At 71.9% G+C, this 16,738-nt stretch carries 13 protein-coding genes; 8 read left to right on the top strand and 5 right to left on the bottom strand.

Annotated features, from left to right (window positions below):
• Positions 1-237 precede the first annotated feature (237 nt).
• On the top strand, positions 238-1,686 hold the full coding sequence (gene rpsA, locus PKE79_RS12470) for a 30S ribosomal protein S1 (protein WP_271174021.1): 1,449 nt from the start codon (positions 238-240) through the stop codon (positions 1,684-1,686).
• A gap of 95 nt (positions 1,687-1,781) precedes the next feature.
• On the opposite strand, the gene PKE79_RS12475 is transcribed toward rpsA, so the two are convergent.
• Positions 1,782-2,144: a VOC family protein gene (locus PKE79_RS12475; protein ID WP_271174022.1), complete on the bottom strand. Its 363-nt coding sequence runs from the start codon at positions 2,142-2,144 to the stop codon at positions 1,782-1,784.
• Positions 2,145-2,314: 170 nt separating this feature from the next.
• On the opposite strand from PKE79_RS12475, the gene PKE79_RS12480 reads away from it, so the two are divergent.
• Positions 2,315-3,037: a hypothetical protein gene (locus tag PKE79_RS12480; protein WP_271174023.1), complete on the top strand. Its 723-nt coding sequence runs from the start codon at positions 2,315-2,317 to the stop codon at positions 3,035-3,037.
• A gap of 187 nt (positions 3,038-3,224) precedes the next feature.
• On the opposite strand, the gene PKE79_RS12485 is transcribed toward PKE79_RS12480, so the two are convergent.
• Genes PKE79_RS12485 through PKE79_RS12495 form a run of 3 tightly spaced genes read right to left on the bottom strand, consistent with a single transcriptional unit; the run spans position 3,225 to position 6,381 of the window.
• On the bottom strand, positions 3,225-3,701 hold the full coding sequence (locus PKE79_RS12485; protein ID WP_271174024.1) for a tetratricopeptide repeat protein: 477 nt from the start codon (positions 3,699-3,701) through the stop codon (positions 3,225-3,227).
• A complete protein-coding gene (locus tag PKE79_RS12490) occupies positions 3,698-4,393 on the bottom strand; it encodes an SDR family oxidoreductase (protein WP_271174025.1) in 696 nt (231 codons plus the stop codon). Before PKE79_RS12490 ends, PKE79_RS12485 begins: the two co-directional genes overlap by 4 nt.
• Positions 4,390-6,381: an FAD/NAD(P)-binding protein gene (locus PKE79_RS12495; RefSeq protein ID WP_271174026.1), complete on the bottom strand. Its 1,992-nt coding sequence runs from the start codon at positions 6,379-6,381 to the stop codon at positions 4,390-4,392. The genes PKE79_RS12490 and PKE79_RS12495 overlap by 4 nt, the downstream gene beginning before the upstream one ends.
• 34 nt (positions 6,382-6,415) lie before the next feature.
• Between PKE79_RS12495 and coaE the strand changes: the two genes are divergently transcribed.
• The 4 genes from coaE to uvrB are packed head-to-tail and all read left to right on the top strand — an operon-like array spanning position 6,416 to position 11,483.
• Positions 6,416-7,018: a dephospho-CoA kinase gene (gene coaE / locus PKE79_RS12500; protein ID WP_271174027.1), complete on the top strand. Its 603-nt coding sequence runs from the start codon at positions 6,416-6,418 to the stop codon at positions 7,016-7,018.
• A complete protein-coding gene (gene pxpA, locus PKE79_RS12505) occupies positions 7,015-7,770 on the top strand; it encodes a 5-oxoprolinase subunit PxpA (protein ID WP_271174028.1) in 756 nt (251 codons plus the stop codon). The genes coaE and pxpA overlap by 4 nt, the downstream gene beginning before the upstream one ends.
• A complete protein-coding gene (locus PKE79_RS12510) occupies positions 7,767-9,392 on the top strand; it encodes a 5-oxoprolinase subunit B/C family protein (protein WP_271174029.1) in 1,626 nt (541 codons plus the stop codon). Before pxpA ends, PKE79_RS12510 begins: the two co-directional genes overlap by 4 nt.
• Positions 9,393-9,401: 9 nt before the next feature.
• On the top strand, positions 9,402-11,483 hold the full coding sequence (gene uvrB / locus PKE79_RS12515; RefSeq protein ID WP_271174030.1) for an excinuclease ABC subunit UvrB: 2,082 nt from the start codon (positions 9,402-9,404) through the stop codon (positions 11,481-11,483).
• Between the two features lie 46 nt (positions 11,484-11,529).
• Here the strand turns inward: uvrB and PKE79_RS12520 are convergent, their stop codons facing one another.
• Positions 11,530-11,745, bottom strand: coding sequence for a hypothetical protein (locus tag PKE79_RS12520; RefSeq protein WP_271174031.1), 216 nt, complete (start codon positions 11,743-11,745; stop codon positions 11,530-11,532).
• A gap of 144 nt (positions 11,746-11,889) precedes the next feature.
• Here PKE79_RS12520 and uvrA point away from each other — a divergent pair, with 144 nt between their 5' ends.
• Together uvrA and uvrC are read left to right on the top strand one after the other, a co-directional pair.
• A complete protein-coding gene (gene uvrA / locus PKE79_RS12525) occupies positions 11,890-14,778 on the top strand; it encodes an excinuclease ABC subunit UvrA (protein ID WP_271174032.1) in 2,889 nt (962 codons plus the stop codon).
• Between the two features lies 1 nt (position 14,779).
• The gene (gene uvrC, locus PKE79_RS12530) at positions 14,780-16,732 is read left to right on the top strand and encodes an excinuclease ABC subunit UvrC (RefSeq protein ID WP_271174033.1); all 1,953 of its coding nucleotides are present in this window, start codon (positions 14,780-14,782) and stop codon (positions 16,730-16,732) included.
• Positions 16,733-16,738 lie beyond the last annotated feature (6 nt).

The following is a 16,738-nucleotide window of genomic DNA, read 5'->3' on the forward strand; positions in this document are numbered from 1 at the left end:
TGCGGCCCGGTCGGCCGCGCAGGTCATCGTAGCCGCGTGGCCGCGGACATCGCGATCTGATAACCTTGACTGTCGCGCGCGTGCGCGCTCTTGGCGTGCCGCCGAGTGCCGCGTAGCGTGGGACAGCACAATCCAATCCACTGCCTCGGCTCATCCGGGGTGCCGTGCGTCGGCCAGCAGGCCCATGGCATCCGAGTCGCGAGGCCCGATCATCCCTCAACAAGGACAACCCACTACATGACTAACGCAACGACCGCCCCGGCCACCAAGCAGGTCGCGATCAACGACATCGGCTCTGCTGAGGACTTCCTGGCCGCGGTCGAGAAGACGCTCAAGTTCTTCAACGACGGCGACATCATCGACGGCACGATCGTCAAGATCGACCGCGACGAGGTCCTCCTCGATGTCGGCTACAAGACCGAGGGCGTCATCCCCTCGCGCGAGCTTTCCATCAAGCACGACGTCGACCCCAACGAGGTCGTCAGCGTCGGCGACCACGTCGAGGCCCTCGTCCTCCAGAAGGAGGACAAGGAAGGCCGTCTGATCCTGTCGAAGAAGCGTGCGCAGTACGAGCGCGCGTGGGGCGACGTGGAGAAGATCAAGGAGAACGACGGCGTCGTCACCGGCACGGTCATCGAGGTCGTCAAGGGTGGTCTCATCGTCGACATCGGGCTGCGCGGCTTCCTCCCCGCGTCGCTCATCGAGCTCCGCCGCGTGCGCGACCTGACGCCGTACCTCGGCCAGGAGATCGAGGCGAAGATCCTCGAGCTCGACAAGAACCGCAACAACGTCGTGCTGTCGCGCCGCGCGCTCCTCGAGGAGACGCAGTCGGCCACGCGCACGCAGTTCCTCAACAACCTGCACAAGGGCCAGGTCCGCAAGGGCGTCGTCTCGTCGATCGTCAACTTCGGTGCGTTCGTCGACCTCGGCGGCGTGGACGGCCTCGTGCACGTCTCGGAGCTGTCGTGGAAGCACATCGAGCACGCCTCCGAGGTCGTCGAGGTCGGCCAGGAGGTCACCGTCGAGATCCTCGAGGTCGACCTCGACCGCGAGCGCGTCTCGCTCTCGCTCAAGGCGACGCAGGAGGACCCCTGGCAGGTCTTCGCCCGCACCCACGCGATCGGCCAGATCACGCCGGGCAAGGTCACGAAGCTCGTGCCGTTCGGTGCGTTCGTCCGCGTCGCGGACGGCATCGAGGGCCTCGTCCACATCTCGGAGCTCTCGAACAAGCACGTCGAGCTCGCCGAGCAGGTCGTCTCGGTCGGCGAGGAGGTCTTCGTCCGCGTCATCGACATCGACCTCGACCGCCGTCGCATCTCGCTCTCGCTCAAGCAGGCGAACGACCTCGTCGACCCCAACGGCACCGAGTTCGACCCGGCGCTGTACGGCATGGCCACCGAGTACGACGAGAACGGCGAGTACAAGTACCCCGAGGGCTTCGACCCCGAGAGCGGCCAGTGGCTCGAGGGCTTCGACGAGGCCCGCGAGAAGTGGGAGCAGGAGTACGCTGCCGCCCAGGCTCGCTGGGAGTCGCACAAGGCCCAGGTCGCCAAGGCCCTCGAGGCCGAGGCCGAGGCCGGCGAGGAGTTCGGCGCGCCGACCTTCTCGAGCGAGTCGACCGGCGCCGGCACGCTCGCCGACGACGAGGCTCTCGCCGCTCTGCGCGAGAAGCTCTCCGGTCGCTGAATCCCGCTGACGCGGCGGATCTGATCCGCTGACGCTGCGATCACACGGCAAAGGGCCGGCTCCTTCGGGAGCCGGCCCTTTGTCGTGCGCGCCGGCTACATGCCGACGACGCCCTCGAAGAGTCCGATGTCGTTGCCGTCCGGATCGCGGAAGACGGCCCACCAGCTCGTCTCGGTGATCGGCGTCTTCTCCATGACGACCGTCGCGCCGGCGGCCTGCGCCTTCGCCAGCACGTCGTCGATCGAGTCGACCTCGACGTACGAGCGCGGCTGCGTGAAGTCCGCGCTGCGCGGCGCGAGCCCTCCGCCCGAGATCTTGTTCGGCGCCTGCCACATGGGGTACTCCTCGAAGCCCGGAGGCGCCGAGATCTCCCATCCGAACAGCTCTCCGTAGAACGCCGCGGCGCGATCGAGGTCGGACACCGGGATGTCGATGTGGGTGATGTCTCCGTGGGGCATGGCGGTCCTTTCACAGCGGGTGGCGGTGGACGCGGTCACCGTACCGCCGCCGGCGGGGGAGGACAAGGGCACGGCCCGCGAGCGCGCACAGCGGACGCATAGAGAAGGGACACGCGGCACGGAGCCAGGGGCGCTATCTTCGGATCACGAACCCCGACAGGAGGTTGATCATGGGATTCCTCGACCGCATCAGGCAGGCTGCGCGCGACGTCATGGGCGATGAGCGCTCCTCGACCTCCGTCGATCAGGATCGCACGCGCAGCTACGCGCAGACACCGCCTCCGCAGACGACCGCCTTCGGCACGATCGACCCCGACGGGCGGCCCACATCGCGCTCGTACACGACGGACACCACTCCGCCTCCGCCGAGCGCCGCAGGCCGGAGCGAGGAGGAGATCGCCGTCGAGCGCTACCGCTACCTCCTCCGCACGGCCCCGCCCGAGACGATCGAGCAGGTGCACGCCGAGGCGTTCGGCCGGCTCACCGAGGCTCAGCGCCAGCAGGTCCTGGCGGATCTGTCGCAGACCCTGCCCCCGCAGGAGCGTCCTGCGAATGCGGATCCCGCGGCCATGGCACGGGCCGCGACGCGGGCCGAGTACCTCAATCCTGGCACGATGGAGCGCACGCTGGGCGGCGGCCGTCAGGGCCCGGGATTCGGGACGATCGTCGGCGGCTCCCTGCTCGGGACGGTCGCCGGCTACGTCGTCGGATCGGCGCTCGTGAGCGCCTTCCTCGCTCCGTCCTTCGCGGGCGGGGAGGACGCCTCGGCCGGCGAGGACGCGTCGGCCGACGCCGGCGGCGCGGATGGCGCCGATGCGGCTGCCGACGGCGGCGCCGCCGACATGGGCGGCTTCGGAGATTTCGGAGGAGATTTCGGCGGCTTCGAGTTCTGACTCGCCGCCTCGGACTCGGGCTCTTTGGGAGAGGAGCCCGTGCTCGGATTCTCGGGAGAGGAATCCGTGGGAGAGAGAAGGGCGCCCCGGCCGGACCACCCCCAACCGGCCGGGGCGCTCGTTCGCGCGGGCGCGCGGTGCGCCGAAGATCAGCGCACGCTGGCGGATCGTCTCCGCATGAGGCGGCTCACTCGCCCGTGAGCTCGCGCGCATACGCTGCCGCCGAGCGGCGGTAGCGCGGCAGCGACGGGACGAGCGCCTCGATCGCCGTCCGCAGCGCCTCCGCGTCGCGGCCCGCGCTGTGCAGCGCGAGGGCGAGGAACACCTCCCGCGCGGCACCTGTCGCGGGGTGAGCAGGCGCGGCCTCGAGGAGGGCGATCGCGTCGTCGGCGCGGCCGAGGTTGCGCAGCGTCGATGCGCGCTGGATCGCGAGCTGCGCGGCGCGATCGGGGTCGAGGTCCGCGATCCCCGCGGCGGCAGCCCGCTCGTAGAGCTCGAGGGCCTCCGCCTCGCGGCCGACGCTGTCGTGCGCGCCGCCCAGCTCGAACGCCGCGAGCGCGGGATGCGGCGCATCGGCCGCGACCGCGGCCATCCGCTCGACGAGGGTGGACTCGTCGTCGTCGGCCCAGACGGCCTCGACCCGCTTCTCCCAATCCGCGTTCACAGGCGTGCGATCTCCTGGCGCGGGCGCAGCGCCACATCCGTGATGTGCGCGTCGGCGGGCAGGTCGACGACGTAGCGGACCGACGCCGCGACGGTCGCGGGGCGGATGTACCGCTCGGCGGTGTAGCTCTCGGCGGGGATCCCGGCGCGCAGCATGGGCGTGTCGGTCTGGCCGGGTGCGATCGTGACGACGCGCATGCGGTGCCTCTCCTCGTCGAGGCGCAGCACGTCGGCGACGGCTCGGAGGGCGTGCTTCGACGCCGTGTACACCGCACTGCCGGGCACCGGCCGCGTACCTGCTCCCGAGCCGATGAACACGACGGTCGCCGCGCTCGCGCGCAGCTGGGGCAGCAGAGCGCGCGTGAGGAGCGCGGGCCCCACGACGTTCGTCGACAGCATCCGCAGCCAGTCGTCCTCCGTCGCGTCCTCGACCGAGATGTGGTCGCCCACCGCGGCGGCGTGCACGAGGACATCGACGCGGTCGAGGTCGGAAGAGAGAGCGGCGAGCGCGTCGCGGTCGGTGACGTCCAGGCGGCGGGGCTCGGCGTGGGTCTCGGCCGCGAGCGCCGCGAGCGCGTCGTCGCGGCGTCCGAGTGCGATGACGCGGTGCGTGCGGACGAGGTCGCGCACGATCTCGGTGCCCATCCCGCCGGTGGCTCCCGTGACGATCGCGACGGGTCGGTTCTCGGTCATGTCGTGCTCCCGTGGTCGGATGCCGCGGCCGCGGCGATGAGGGACCGTGCGACGCGATCGGTCTCGCGCAGCATGGTGGGGTCGGTGCGCGGCATCGGGCTGATGATCGCGTCGTGCATGGTCTCGTCGATCGGGATGCCGGCCACGTGGAACGACGGGTCGACGGTGCCGTCGGCGTGCACGAGGCGCCCCGTGGCGGGCTCGATGTCGAATCCGCCGGTCGCCACGCCGCCCGACGCCCGGGACGGCGCCTCGAACGGGCGGACCCTGCCGTCCGCCGCGAGCGAGCGGACGAGCGGGTCCGCGGTCTCCGCCACGTCGTGGGCGTGCATCCACGCGTCCACGAGCACGGGGGCCGAGACCCCGGAGCCGGAGACCGCGGGCGAGGATGCGTGGAACGCGCCGTCGGCGGACGTCACAGCGGCGCCCGGGCCGATGAAGCGCACGATGCCCGCGCGCATGAGGGCGAGCAGCTGCCGGCTGCGGAACGCGGGCGGCCCCGATCCGACCATCCCGCCGACCGTCATCAGGGCTCGGAACCCCGCGGCGCGGGACTCCGCGTCGAAGCCGCCGAACGCGCCGATGCGGCTCACCACGCCGCGGGCGGACGCGATCGACCACAGCGCCGCCTTGAGCGGGCTGTCGAGGCCGCGCTCGGCCTCGGCGAGGTCGTCGAGGACGAACCGCTCGACCCAGGACGCGTACTCCGCAGGCGACGCCCACGTGGCGCCCTCGCCCGGCAGGATGGCCGCCGCCAGGTCGAGCCGATCGTCCGGATCGGCGACGAACGGGGAGACCGCGTCGGCGAGCACGGCGATCCGCTCGCGGGTCGCGGCGCCCGTCGCCTCGAGCGGAGCGGAGCGGATGGCGTCGAGGGCCGCGCGGAGATCCACGGCCTCCGGCTTCACGCGCGCGAGCGTCGTGTGGTAGTCGGCGAACGCGTCGCGCAGGATGAGCGGCCACACACGTCCGTCGAAGTCGATGGGGCGGGGGACAGCCGTCCAGTCGACGGCGCGGAGGTGGTGCTGAGGAGCCCGCGGCGGGAGGGAGCCGTACAGCGTCTTCGCGCGGAACGGCACCCCGCGCCGCGACGTCACGTGGAGCAGGGGCTCGCGCCCCGACGGCTCGTATCGGAGGCCGCCCGGAGCGCCGGCGTCGTCGGCGAAGCGCCCGCCGCGCCCGACGCTCAGCAGGGCCATGGCGTCGAAGAAGCCCATGCCGAGCCCCCGCACGATCGCCTCGGCGCGGTCGGGCACCCTGTCGAGGGACTGATCGGCGGGCGAGTCGGGGCGGACCCAGATGAGGGAGGGGTGCGCGTCGACCGCACCGAGGATCCTGCGTTCCTCGGCGGTCACCGTGCGCTCGAGCCATCCGGTCGCCGCGACGACCGCGTCGGCCGCGATCTCCCGATCGCCGAGGTCGAGGATGTCGCGCCCGTCGTGACGCCGGGCGCCGACCACGCGGGCGAGGTGCTCGTGGACGCGCACGCCCGCGGGGAGGGTCGCCTTCGCATGCGCGAGGCACCACGCGATGTACTCGCCGTAGAGGGCGCGCGACGGATGCGACTCCGGACGCTGCGCGCGCAGCTCGGCGCTGTACTCATCCGCGAGGCCGGGACGGACCGGCACACGCGCGAAGGCGGCGACGTGCGCCTCCGGGATGCGCGAGACGACGGCATCCGCGCCGCCGTGGGCGCCGTGCCGGACGAGCTGGCACCACTCGTAGAGGGTCGGGCCGGGGCGGATCGGGCCGGCGATGCTCGCGGCGTCGTCCGTGAAGAGCGTCACGGCGTCGGCGAGCGTGTTCATGCACAGCTCGCGCGGCTGGTCCGTGCGCCAGATCCGGCCGGCTCCGATCTGCGTGTCGTCGATGAGGTGCACGTCGAGCGCGGCGCCGCGAGGGAGGTTCGCGCCGATCCGCTCGAGCAGCGAGACCCCGCGGGGTCCGCCGCCGACGATCGCGATGACGGGTCGGGCAGTGGTGGGCATCCCCTCCATTCTCGCGCGCTCCTAGACTGGCGGCATGCCACTGGTAGCACTGACGGGCGGGATCGCGTCGGGCAAGTCGACCATCGCGCGCCGGCTCGCGGAGCACGGCGCGGTCATCGTGGACGCGGACGCGCTCGTCCGAGAGGTGCAGGCGCCCGGCCAGCCCGTGCTCGCGGCGATCGCCGCGGAGTTCGGGGACGACGTGCTCACGGAGGACGGCGCACTCGACCGTGCGGCGCTCGGCGCGATCGTGTTCGGCGACCGGGAGCGGCTCGCGCGCCTCAACGCGATCGTCCATCCGGCCGTCAAGGCCGAGTCGCAGCGCCGCTTCCGCGCCGCGCTCGATGCCGATCCGGACACCGTGGTCGTCTACGACGTGCCGCTCCTCGCGGAAGCCCGCGGAGCAGGGGAGTGGGATCGGATCGTCGTCGCGCACGCTCCGGCGGACGTGCGCCGTCGTCGCCTGGTGACCGAGCGGGGCATGAGCGAGGCGGACGCCGCCGCCCGTATCGCCAGCCAGGCCGGCGACGACGAGCGGCTCGCCCTCGCGGATGTCGTCATCGACACGTCGGGCTCGCTCGACGAGACGCTCGCCCAGGCCGACGCGCTCTGGCGATCTCTCACGGGCGGCCCGTGATCGACCTCAACGCCGACCTCGGCGAGAACGCGCCGGATCGCGTCGTGAGCGACGACGACGCGATGCTCGCGGTGGTCACGAGCGCGAACGTCTCGTGCGGCGCGCACGCGGGAACGCCCGACGGGATCCGCGCGACGCTCCGCGCGGCGGCCCGGCGCGGCGTCGTCGTCGGCGCGCATCCCGGCTACGAGGACCGAGCGGGATTCGGCCGCCGCCCCGTCGAGATCGGCGCGGCCGCGCTGCAGGAGAGCATCGAGCGCCAGCTGCACGACCTGCAGGCCCTCGCCGACGGCGCGGCCATCCGCTATGTCAAGCCGCACGGCGCGCTGTACAACGACGCCGCGTCCGATCCGGTGCGCGCTGCCGCCGTCGCCGCGGCCGTCCGCGCGGTCGATCCGCGGCTCGTCGTCCTGGGCCTGCCCGCCGGCGCCCTCCTCGCGGCGGCCGCACGGGCGGGGCTCGCCACCGCAGCTGAGGCGTTCGCCGACCGCGGCTACCTGCCCTCGGGCGCGCTCGCACCACGCGGCGAGGCGGGAGTGCTCCTGCACGACCCCGATGTCGTCGCCCAGCGGGTCCTGCGCCTCGCGCGGGACGGCGAGATCGAGGCCGTCGATGGGACCGTCATCCGCGTCCGCCCCGCCTCGGTCTGCGTGCACGGCGACAGCCAGGGGGCCGTCGCCATGGCGACCGCGGTGCGCGCCCTGCTCGAGCGCGAGGGCATCGCGATCGCCCCCTTCGCCGGCCGCCCATGAGGCGCATCCTCACGGCATCCGACCGTGCCCTCCTCGTCGAGGTGGACGACCTCGAGAGCGCGGTCCGGCTCCACGCGGCGCTCGAGGCGGCGCCGCCCGTCGGGGTCGTCGAGCTCGTCCCGGCCGAGCGCACGGTGCTCGTGCGCTGCGAGCCGCGGCGCCTGCCCGAGGTGCGGATCGCGCTCGAGCGGATCGCGCTCGCGGCGCGCACGGCCGCCGCCGACCGCTGCGTCGAGATCCCCGTGCACTACGACGGCGAGGACCTCGACGAGGTCGCGGAGCACCTCGGCCTCTCGCCCGCCGAGGTCGCTGCCCGCCACCAGACGGCCACGTGGCGCGTCGCGTTCACGGGGTTCGCGCCGGGCTTCGGCTATCTCGTGGGCGACGACCCCGTGTTCGACGTGCCGCGGAGGGCGTCGCCTCGCGCGCGCGTCCCTGCGGGAGCGGTCGCGCTCGCCGGCCGGTACTCGGGCGTCTACCCGCGGGAGAGCCCGGGCGGCTGGCGGCTGATCGGGCGCACCGACGCCGCGCTCTGGGACCTCGACCGGGATCCGCCCGCGCTCCTGCTCCCGGGAACGACCGTGCGCTTCGTCGACGCCTCGCGCGCGCATCCCGCGACCGCGGCCGACCGACGCAGAGGACGTCCGGCTCCGCTTGAAGCGCGCGCGGTCGACATGCCGGGCGATCGCGGCATCGCCCCTGCCGTCGAGGTCATCGAGCCCGGGCTGCAGCTCCTCGTTCAGGATCTCGGCCGACCGGCGCGCGCGCACCTCGGCGTCTCCGCGTCGGGCGCGGCGGACCGCGGGGCCCTGCGCGCGGCCAACGCCGCGGTCGGCAACGGGCACGGCGAGGCCGGCCTCGAGCTGCTCGGCGGCGGAGCGCGGCTGCGCCTCCGCGGCGCTGGCGTCCTCGCGCTCGCGGGCGCGGGGGTCGACGCGGCGCTCGTGCACGCCGACGGCGGGGTCGAGCCGGTGCCGCGCGGCGCGCCGACCGCCTTCCGCGAGGGCGACGAGCTCGTGACGGGCTTCGCGACGCGCGGTGTGCGCGCCCTCGTGGCGTTCCGAGGCGGTCTCGCTCTCACGCCCGTGCTCGGCAGCCTCGCGACCGACACCCTCGCCGGCATCGGGCCGCGCGAGCTCGGCGGACGCGCTCTCCGAGCGGGCGATGTCGTCCCGCTGCGCGGGCTCTCCGGGGTCCGCGAGGCCGTGGCACCGTGGTCACCCGCGCCGTGTGCTCTTCCCGCCCCTGGCGAGACCGTCGAGCTGCGGGTCGTGCTCGGGCCGCGCGACGACTGGTTCGCGGCGGATGCCCTCGACGCGCTCCTCGGCGACGAGTGGGCGGCGACGTCCCGCTCGGACCGGGTCGGGATCCGCCTCGAGGGCTCGCGGCCGCTCGCGCGCGCCGTGCCGGGCGAGCTCCCGAGCGAGGGGACGGAGACGGGGGCCGTCCAGGTGCCGCCGCACGGCCAACCGGTCGTCTTCCTGCCCGACCACCCGCTCACCGGCGGCTATCCCGTGATCGCCTCGGTGGTGGCCGCCGACCTCGACCTGGCGGGGCAGATCCCGCCCGGCGCGCGCGTGCGCTTCCGGCTCTCCGGCGCCGATGTCGGACGCCCCTCCTAGGCTGGAGGCATGCAGACCACACGCAGCGTCCGGCCCTTCGAGGTGGTGAGCGAGTACCAGCCCAGCGGCGACCAGCCCAAGGCGATCGCCGAGCTCGCCGCGCGCATCAACGCGGGTGAGACCGACGTGGTCCTGCTCGGCGCGACCGGAACGGGCAAGTCCGCGACGACCGCGTGGCTCATCGAGCAGGTGCAGCGCCCCACGCTCGTCCTCGCGCACAACAAGACCCTCGCGGCGCAGCTCGCGAACGAGTTCCGCGATCTCCTGCCGAACAACGCGGTCGAGTACTTCGTGTCGTACTACGACTACTACCAGCCAGAGGCGTACGTCCCGCAGACCGACACCTTCATCGAGAAGGACTCGTCGATCAACGCGGAGGTCGAGCGGCTGCGGCATTCCACGACGAACACGCTGCTGAGCCGCCGCGATGCCGTCGTCGTGAGCACGGTGTCCTGCATCTACGGCCTCGGCTCGCCCGAGGAGTACCTCCGCGCGCTCGTCGCGCTCCAGGTGGGGGAGCGCTACGACCGCGACGCGATCATCCGCCAGTTCGTGGCGATGCAGTACAACCGCAACGACGTCGACTTCTCGCGCGGCAACTTCCGCGTCCGCGGCGACACGATCGAGATCATCCCCGTGTACGAGGAGTTCGCCATCCGGATCGAGCTGTTCGGCGACGAGATCGAGGCGCTCTACAAGCTGCACCCGCTCACGGGCGATGTCATCGAGCGCATGGACGCGGTCGCGATCTTCCCGGCGACGCACTACGCGGCCGGCACCGACACCGTGCAGCGGGCGATCAAGACCATCGAGGAGGAGCTCGCCGAGCGCCTGCAGGAGTTCGAGAAGCAGGGCAAGCTGCTCGAGGCGCAGCGGCTGAAGATGCGCACGACCTTCGACCTCGAGATGCTGCAGCAGCTCGGCTTCTGCTCCGGGATCGAGAACTACTCGCGCCATCTCGACCAGCGCGCGCCGGGCGAGCCGCCGCACACTCTGCTCGACTTCTTCCCCGACGACTTCCTCCTCGTCATCGACGAGTCGCACGTCACAGTGCCGCAGATCGGCGCCATGTACGAGGGAGACGCATCCCGCAAGCGCACGCTCGTCGAGCACGGCTTCCGCCTGCCGAGCGCGATGGACAACCGGCCGCTGCGGTGGGACGAGTTCAAGGAGCGCATCGGGCAGACGGTCTACCTGTCGGCGACCCCCGGCAAGTACGAGATGGGCGTGGCCGACACGGTCGTGGAGCAGATCATCCGCCCGACGGGCCTCGTCGACCCGCGGATCGTCGTCAAGCCGTCCAAGGGGCAGATCGACGACCTCCTCGAGCAGATCCGCCAGCGCGTCGACCGCGACGAGCGCGTGCTCGTCACGACGCTCACGAAGAAGATGGCGGAGGAGCTCACCGACTTCCTCGGCGAGCACGGCGTCCGCGTCCGGTACCTCCACTCCGACGTCGACACGCTGCGGCGCGTCGAGCTGCTCACCGAGCTGCGTCAGGGCGTGTACGACGTGCTCGTCGGCATCAACCTGCTGCGCGAGGGGCTCGACCTCCCCGAGGTCTCGCTGGTCGCCATCCTCGACGCCGACAAGGAGGGCTTCCTGCGCTCGGGCACCTCGCTCATCCAGACGATCGGGCGCGCCGCGCGGAACGTGTCCGGCGAGGTGCACATGTACGCCGACAGCATCACCGACTCGATGCGCAAGGCGATCGACGAGACCGAGCGGCGGCGCGAGATCCAGATCGCCTACAACCGCGAGCACGGGATCGACCCGCAGCCCCTGCGCAAGAGGATCGCCGACATCACCGACTCCCTCGCGCGCGAGGAGGCCGACACCGCGAGCCTGCTCTCGAAGCGGGACTCCGCGCGCACGAAGACCGGCAAGGGGCGCGCGCCCACGCCTGTGCGCAAGCGCGAGGGCATCGCCGCGGAGGGGGCGATGCAGCTCGAGGAGGCGATCGCCGACCTCACGCAGCAGATGCTCGTCGCCGCGGAGGAGCTCAAGTTCGAGCTCGCCGCGCGGCTGCGCGACGAGGTCCAGGACCTCAAGAAGGAGCTCAGGCAGATGGAGAAGGCCGGGCACGCGTGAGCGCGCGGTCCGCGTCGGGCGGCGCCCGGCGCGGACGCGGCTGCACTCACTCCTCCGGGCAGTAGAGCACGCCGTCGCGCTCGACGTGCTCGACGCGCGTGCGACCGCAGTGCGTGCACGGCGCGCCGGGTCCGTCGCCGAGCTGCGCGGGTCCGGCGATGCGGATGAGCACGTCGTTGGCCCACTCGTAGATGCCGCCCGCCTCGCGGATGCGCTCCCGGAGATGCGGGTGGTGGTGCGTTCCGCTCTCCATGCTGATCATCTCCTCTCCCTCCAGTGTGCGCCTCTCCGGGCGCGGAGGACAGGGGATGCGCGGCACCGCTCGCCACGCGCGGATCTTCGAATCCCCTGAGGGAACACGTCGAACAAACGTCCAGATGTCCGTGGGGGTCCGTAGGATTGGATCGTGCCCATCATCCCCGTCGCCTCGCCCGGAAAGATCAGTGTCCGCGGTGCCCGCGTGCACAATCTCAAGAACGTCGACCTCGACATCCCGCGCGACGCGCTCGTCGTGTTCACCGGCCTGTCGGGCTCGGGGAAGTCGAGCCTCGCGTTCGACACGATCTTCGCGGAGGGGCAGCGGCGCTACGTCGAGTCGCTGAGCGCGTACGCGCGCCAGTTCCTCGGCCAGGTCGACCGCCCCGACGTCGACCTCATCGAGGGGCTGAGCCCCGCGGTGTCGATCGACCAGAAGTCGACGAACCGGAACCCGCGCTCGACCGTCGGCACGATCACCGAGATCTACGACTACCTGCGCCTCCTGTGGGCGCGCATCGGCGTGCCGCACTGCCCGCAGTGCGGCGAGCGGATCCAGCGCCAGACCGTGCAGCAGATCGCCGACCAGCTGATGACCCTCGAGGAGGGCACGCGCTACCAGATCGTCGCGCCCGTCGTCACGCAGAAGAAGGGCGAGTTCGTCGACCTCTTCAAGGAGCTCGCGGCCAAGGGCTACTCGCGCGCGGTCGTCGACGGCGAGCTCGTGCAGCTGGCTGAGCCGCCCGTGCTCAAGAAGTCGTACAAGCACGACATCGCGGTCGTCGTCGACCGTCTCGTCGCTCGCGCCGACATCCTCGGCCGCGTGACCGACTCCGTCGAGACCGCGCTCGGCCTCGCGGGCGGCGTCCTCCAGGTCAACTTCGTCGACGAGGAGGGCGACGACGCGTGGCAGTCGTTCTCCGAGAAGCTCGCCTGCCCCAACGGGCACGCGCTCCAGCTCACCGAGATCGAGCCGCGCACGTTCTCGTTCAACGCCCCGTTCGGCGCCTGCCCCGCGTGCTCGGGTCTCGGCACCCGGATGTCCGTCGACGTCGAGCTCATGCTCGGCGATGAGGAGCTCTCGATCCGCGAGGGCGTCATCGTGCCGTGGACGACGCAGGGCAAGGGCCTCTTCCAGTACTACGAGCGTCTCCTCGAGGGCCTCGCCGACGAGATGAGCTTCTCGCTCGACACCCCGTGGCGGGCGCTCCCGCAGATCGTGAAGGACGCGGTCCTGCACGGGCAGGACTACAAGGTCAACGTGCGGTTCAAGAACCGCTGGGGCCGCGAGGTCCGGTACGCGAGCGGCTTCGAGGGCGTCGTGCCCTACATCGAGCGCCAGTACGCGCAGGCCGAGACCGACACCACGCGCGCGCGGTGGGCGGAGTACCTGCGCGAGGTCCCCTGCCCCGTGTGCGAGGGCGCGCGCCTCAAGCCCGAGGTGCTCGCGGTGAAGGTGGGCGGCCGGTCGATCGCCGAGACGGCCGACCTCAGCCTCGAGGACACGCTCGCGATGATGAACCAGGTCACGCTGACCGACCGCGAGAAGCAGATCGCCGCGCAGATCCTGCGCGAGATCCGCGTCCGCCTCGAGTTCCTCATCCAGGTCGGCCTCAACTACCTCACGCTGAGCCGCGCCGCCGGGTCGCTCTCGGGCGGGGAGGCGCAGCGCATCCGGCTCGCGACGCAGATCGGGACGGGCCTGACGGGCGTGCTCTACGTGCTCGACGAGCCGTCGATCGGCCTCCACCAGCGCGACAACCGGCGACTCATCGAGACGCTCGTCACGCTGCGCGACCTCGGCAACACGCTCGTCGTCGTCGAGCACGACGAGGAGACGATCGAGGCGTCCGACTGGGTCGTCGACATCGGCCCGCGCGCGGGCATCGGCGGGGGAGAGGTCATCCACTCCGGTCCGTTCGAGGCGCTCGTCGAGGATGAGCGGTCGCTCACGGGCGACTACCTCGCCGGCCGGCGGATGATCGAGATCCCGCGCAAGCGCCGCCGGATCGACCGCAAGCGCATGCTCTCGGTCGTCGGAGCCCGTGCGAACAACCTCAAGAACGTGACCGCCGAGTTCCCGCTGGGCGTGCTCACGGCGGTCACCGGCGTGAGCGGGTCGGGCAAGTCGACCCTCGTGAACGACATCCTCTACGAGGTGCTCGCCCAGCGCCTCAACGGCGCCCGCACCGTGCCCGGCAAGCACACGCGCGTCACGGGCCTCGAGCACCTCGACAAGGTCGTGCACGTCGACCAGGCGCCCATCGGGCGCACGCCGCGGTCGAACCCCGCGACCTACACGGGCGTCTTCGATCGCATCCGCAACCTGTTCGCGGAGACGCCCGAGGCGAAGGTGCGCGGCTACAAGGCCGGCCGCTTCAGCTTCAACGTCAAGGGCGGGCGGTGCGAGGCGTGCTCGGGCGACGGCACGCTCAAGATCGAGATGAACTTCCTCCCCGACGTCTACGTCGACTGCGAGGTGTGCCACGGCAAGCGCTACAACCGCGACACCCTGCAGGTGCACTACAAGGGCAAGAACATCGCCGAGGTCCTCGAGATGTCGATCGCCGAGGCCGAGGAGTTCTTCGAGCCGATCCAGGCCATCCACCGGTACATGAAGACGCTCGTCGACGTGGGGCTGGGCTACGTCCGGCTCGGGCAGGCGGCGACGACCCTCTCCGGCGGCGAGGCGCAGCGCGTCAAGCTCGCGACCGAGCTGCAGAAGCGCAGCAACGGGCGCTCGATCTACGTGCTCGACGAGCCGACGACGGGTCTGCACTTCGAGGACGTCCGCAAGCTCCTCGAGGTGCTGAACGGGCTCGTCGACAAGGGCAACAGCGTCATCGTGATCGAGCACAACCTCGACGTCATCAAGTCGGCCGACTGGATCGTCGATCTCGGCCCCGAGGGCGGCTCGGGCGGCGGAACGATCGTCGCGACGGGCACGCCCGAGCAGGTCGCGAAGACCGACGGCAGCCACACGGGCGCGTTCCTCGCCGAGGTGCTCGGGATGGCCGAACGGCAGCGCAAGGCCGGCTGACATGGCCGACCAGCTCCCGTACAAGCCGAAGCCGGGGGAGATCCCCGTGAACCCCGGCGTGTACCGCTTCCGCGACGCGCACGGGCGGGTGCTCTACGTCGGGAAGGCGAAGAACCTCCGGCAGCGGCTGTCGAACTACTTCGCGCCGCTGCACACGCTCCACGAGCGCACGCGGCGGATGGTCACGACCGCGTCGTCCGTGGAGTGGACCGTCGTGCCCACCGACGTCGACTCGCTGCAGCTCGAGTACCAGTGGATCAAGGAGTTCGACCCGCCGTACAACGTCCGCTACAAGGACGACAAGTCGTACCCGTTCCTCGCGATCACGCTGGGTGACGAGGCGCCCCGCGTGATGGTGACGCGCAACCGGCGCATCCCCGGCGCGAAGTACTTCGGGCCGTACCCGAAGATCTGGGCCGTGCGCGACACGATCGACCTGATGATCAAGGTGTTCCCGATCCGCACGTGCAGCGACGCCTCCTACAAGCGCGCGATGCAGACGGGGCGCCCGTGCTTCCCCGGGCAGATCGGCAAGTGCGGCGGCCCCTGCTCGCAGCGCGTGACGATCGAGGAGCACCGCGCGATCGTCGACGACTTCATCGCGTTCATGAACGGCGGCGACGAGCGCTTCACGCGCGAGCTGACCGCGCGGATGAAGGCGGCGGCGGCCGCGATGGACTACGAGCAGGCGGCGGTGTACCGCGACAAGCTCGCCTCGATCGACGCCGTGCTCAACAAGAGCGCGCTCGTGCTGCCCGAGGACACCGAGGCGGACCTGTTCGGCGTCGCGGAGGACGAGCTCTCCGCGGCCGTCCACCACTTCGTGATCCGCGGCGGCCGCGTGCGCGGCGTCCACTCGACGACGATCGACAAGGAGCTCGACATCTCGGGCCCCGACCTCGTCGACCAGATCCTCCAGCGCGTGTACGGCGATGCGGCGCCTGCCGACATCCCCCGTCGCGTGCTCGTGCCCGTCCTCCCGCCCGATGCGGCGGAGATCGAGGAGTGGCTCTCCGGCAAGCGCGGCCGCCGCGTGGAGGTGCTCGTCGCGCAGCGCGGCCAGCGCGCCGAGCTGCTGCGCAATGCGACCCTCAACGCCACGCAGGCGCTCATGCGGCACAAGACGCGGCGCACGAGCGACTACGCCGCCCGCTCGCAGGCGCTCAGCGATCTGCAGGAGGCGCTCGGGATGGACGAGGCGCCGCTGCGCATCGAGTGCTACGACATCTCGCACCTGCAGGGCACGAACGTCGTGGCGTCGATGGTCGTGTTCGAGGACGGGCTGCCGCGCAAGGACCAGTACCGGTCGTTCTCGATCGCCGAGACCACCGACGACACCGACTCGATGCACCAGGTGCTCATGCGCCGCCTCGCGTACCTCGACCGCCCCGAGGAGGTCGAGCCCGATGCCGCGGAGCTCGCGACGAGCGGCGAGGACGGCGTCGTCACGGCCCCCGCGAAGCGGCGGCGATTCGCGTACCCGCCGCAGCTCCTCATCGTCGACGGCGGGCAGCCGCAGGTCGCGGCCGCCGCCCGCGCGCTCGCGGACTCGGGCCACGAGGAGATCGCGCTGTGCGGGATCGCGAAGCGCCTCGAGGAGCTCTGGCTGCCGGGGGAGGACTACCCCGTGATCCTCCCGCGCACGTCGGAGGCGCTCTACCTCGTCCAGCGTCTGCGCGACGAGGCGCACCGGTTCGCGATCACGCACCAGCGCAAGCGGCGGCGTCGCGACATCCACACGGTGCTGAGCGAGGTGCCGGGGCTCGGCGACGCGCGCATCCGCTCCCTGCTCCGGCACTTCGGCTCGGTGGCCGCCCTCCGCGAGGGGACGATCGAGCAGATCGAGGAGCTCCCGGGGATCGGACCGAAGCTCGCGGCGACGATCTACGAGCACCTGCACCGCGACGATGCGCGCGAGGCCGCCGTCGAGGCGGCAGGAGCGGATGATCGCTAGGCTGGC

The sequence above is a fragment of the Microbacterium barkeri genome, assembly GCF_027921765.1.
GTDB classification, from domain to species: domain Bacteria; phylum Actinomycetota; class Actinomycetes; order Actinomycetales; family Microbacteriaceae; genus Microbacterium; species Microbacterium barkeri.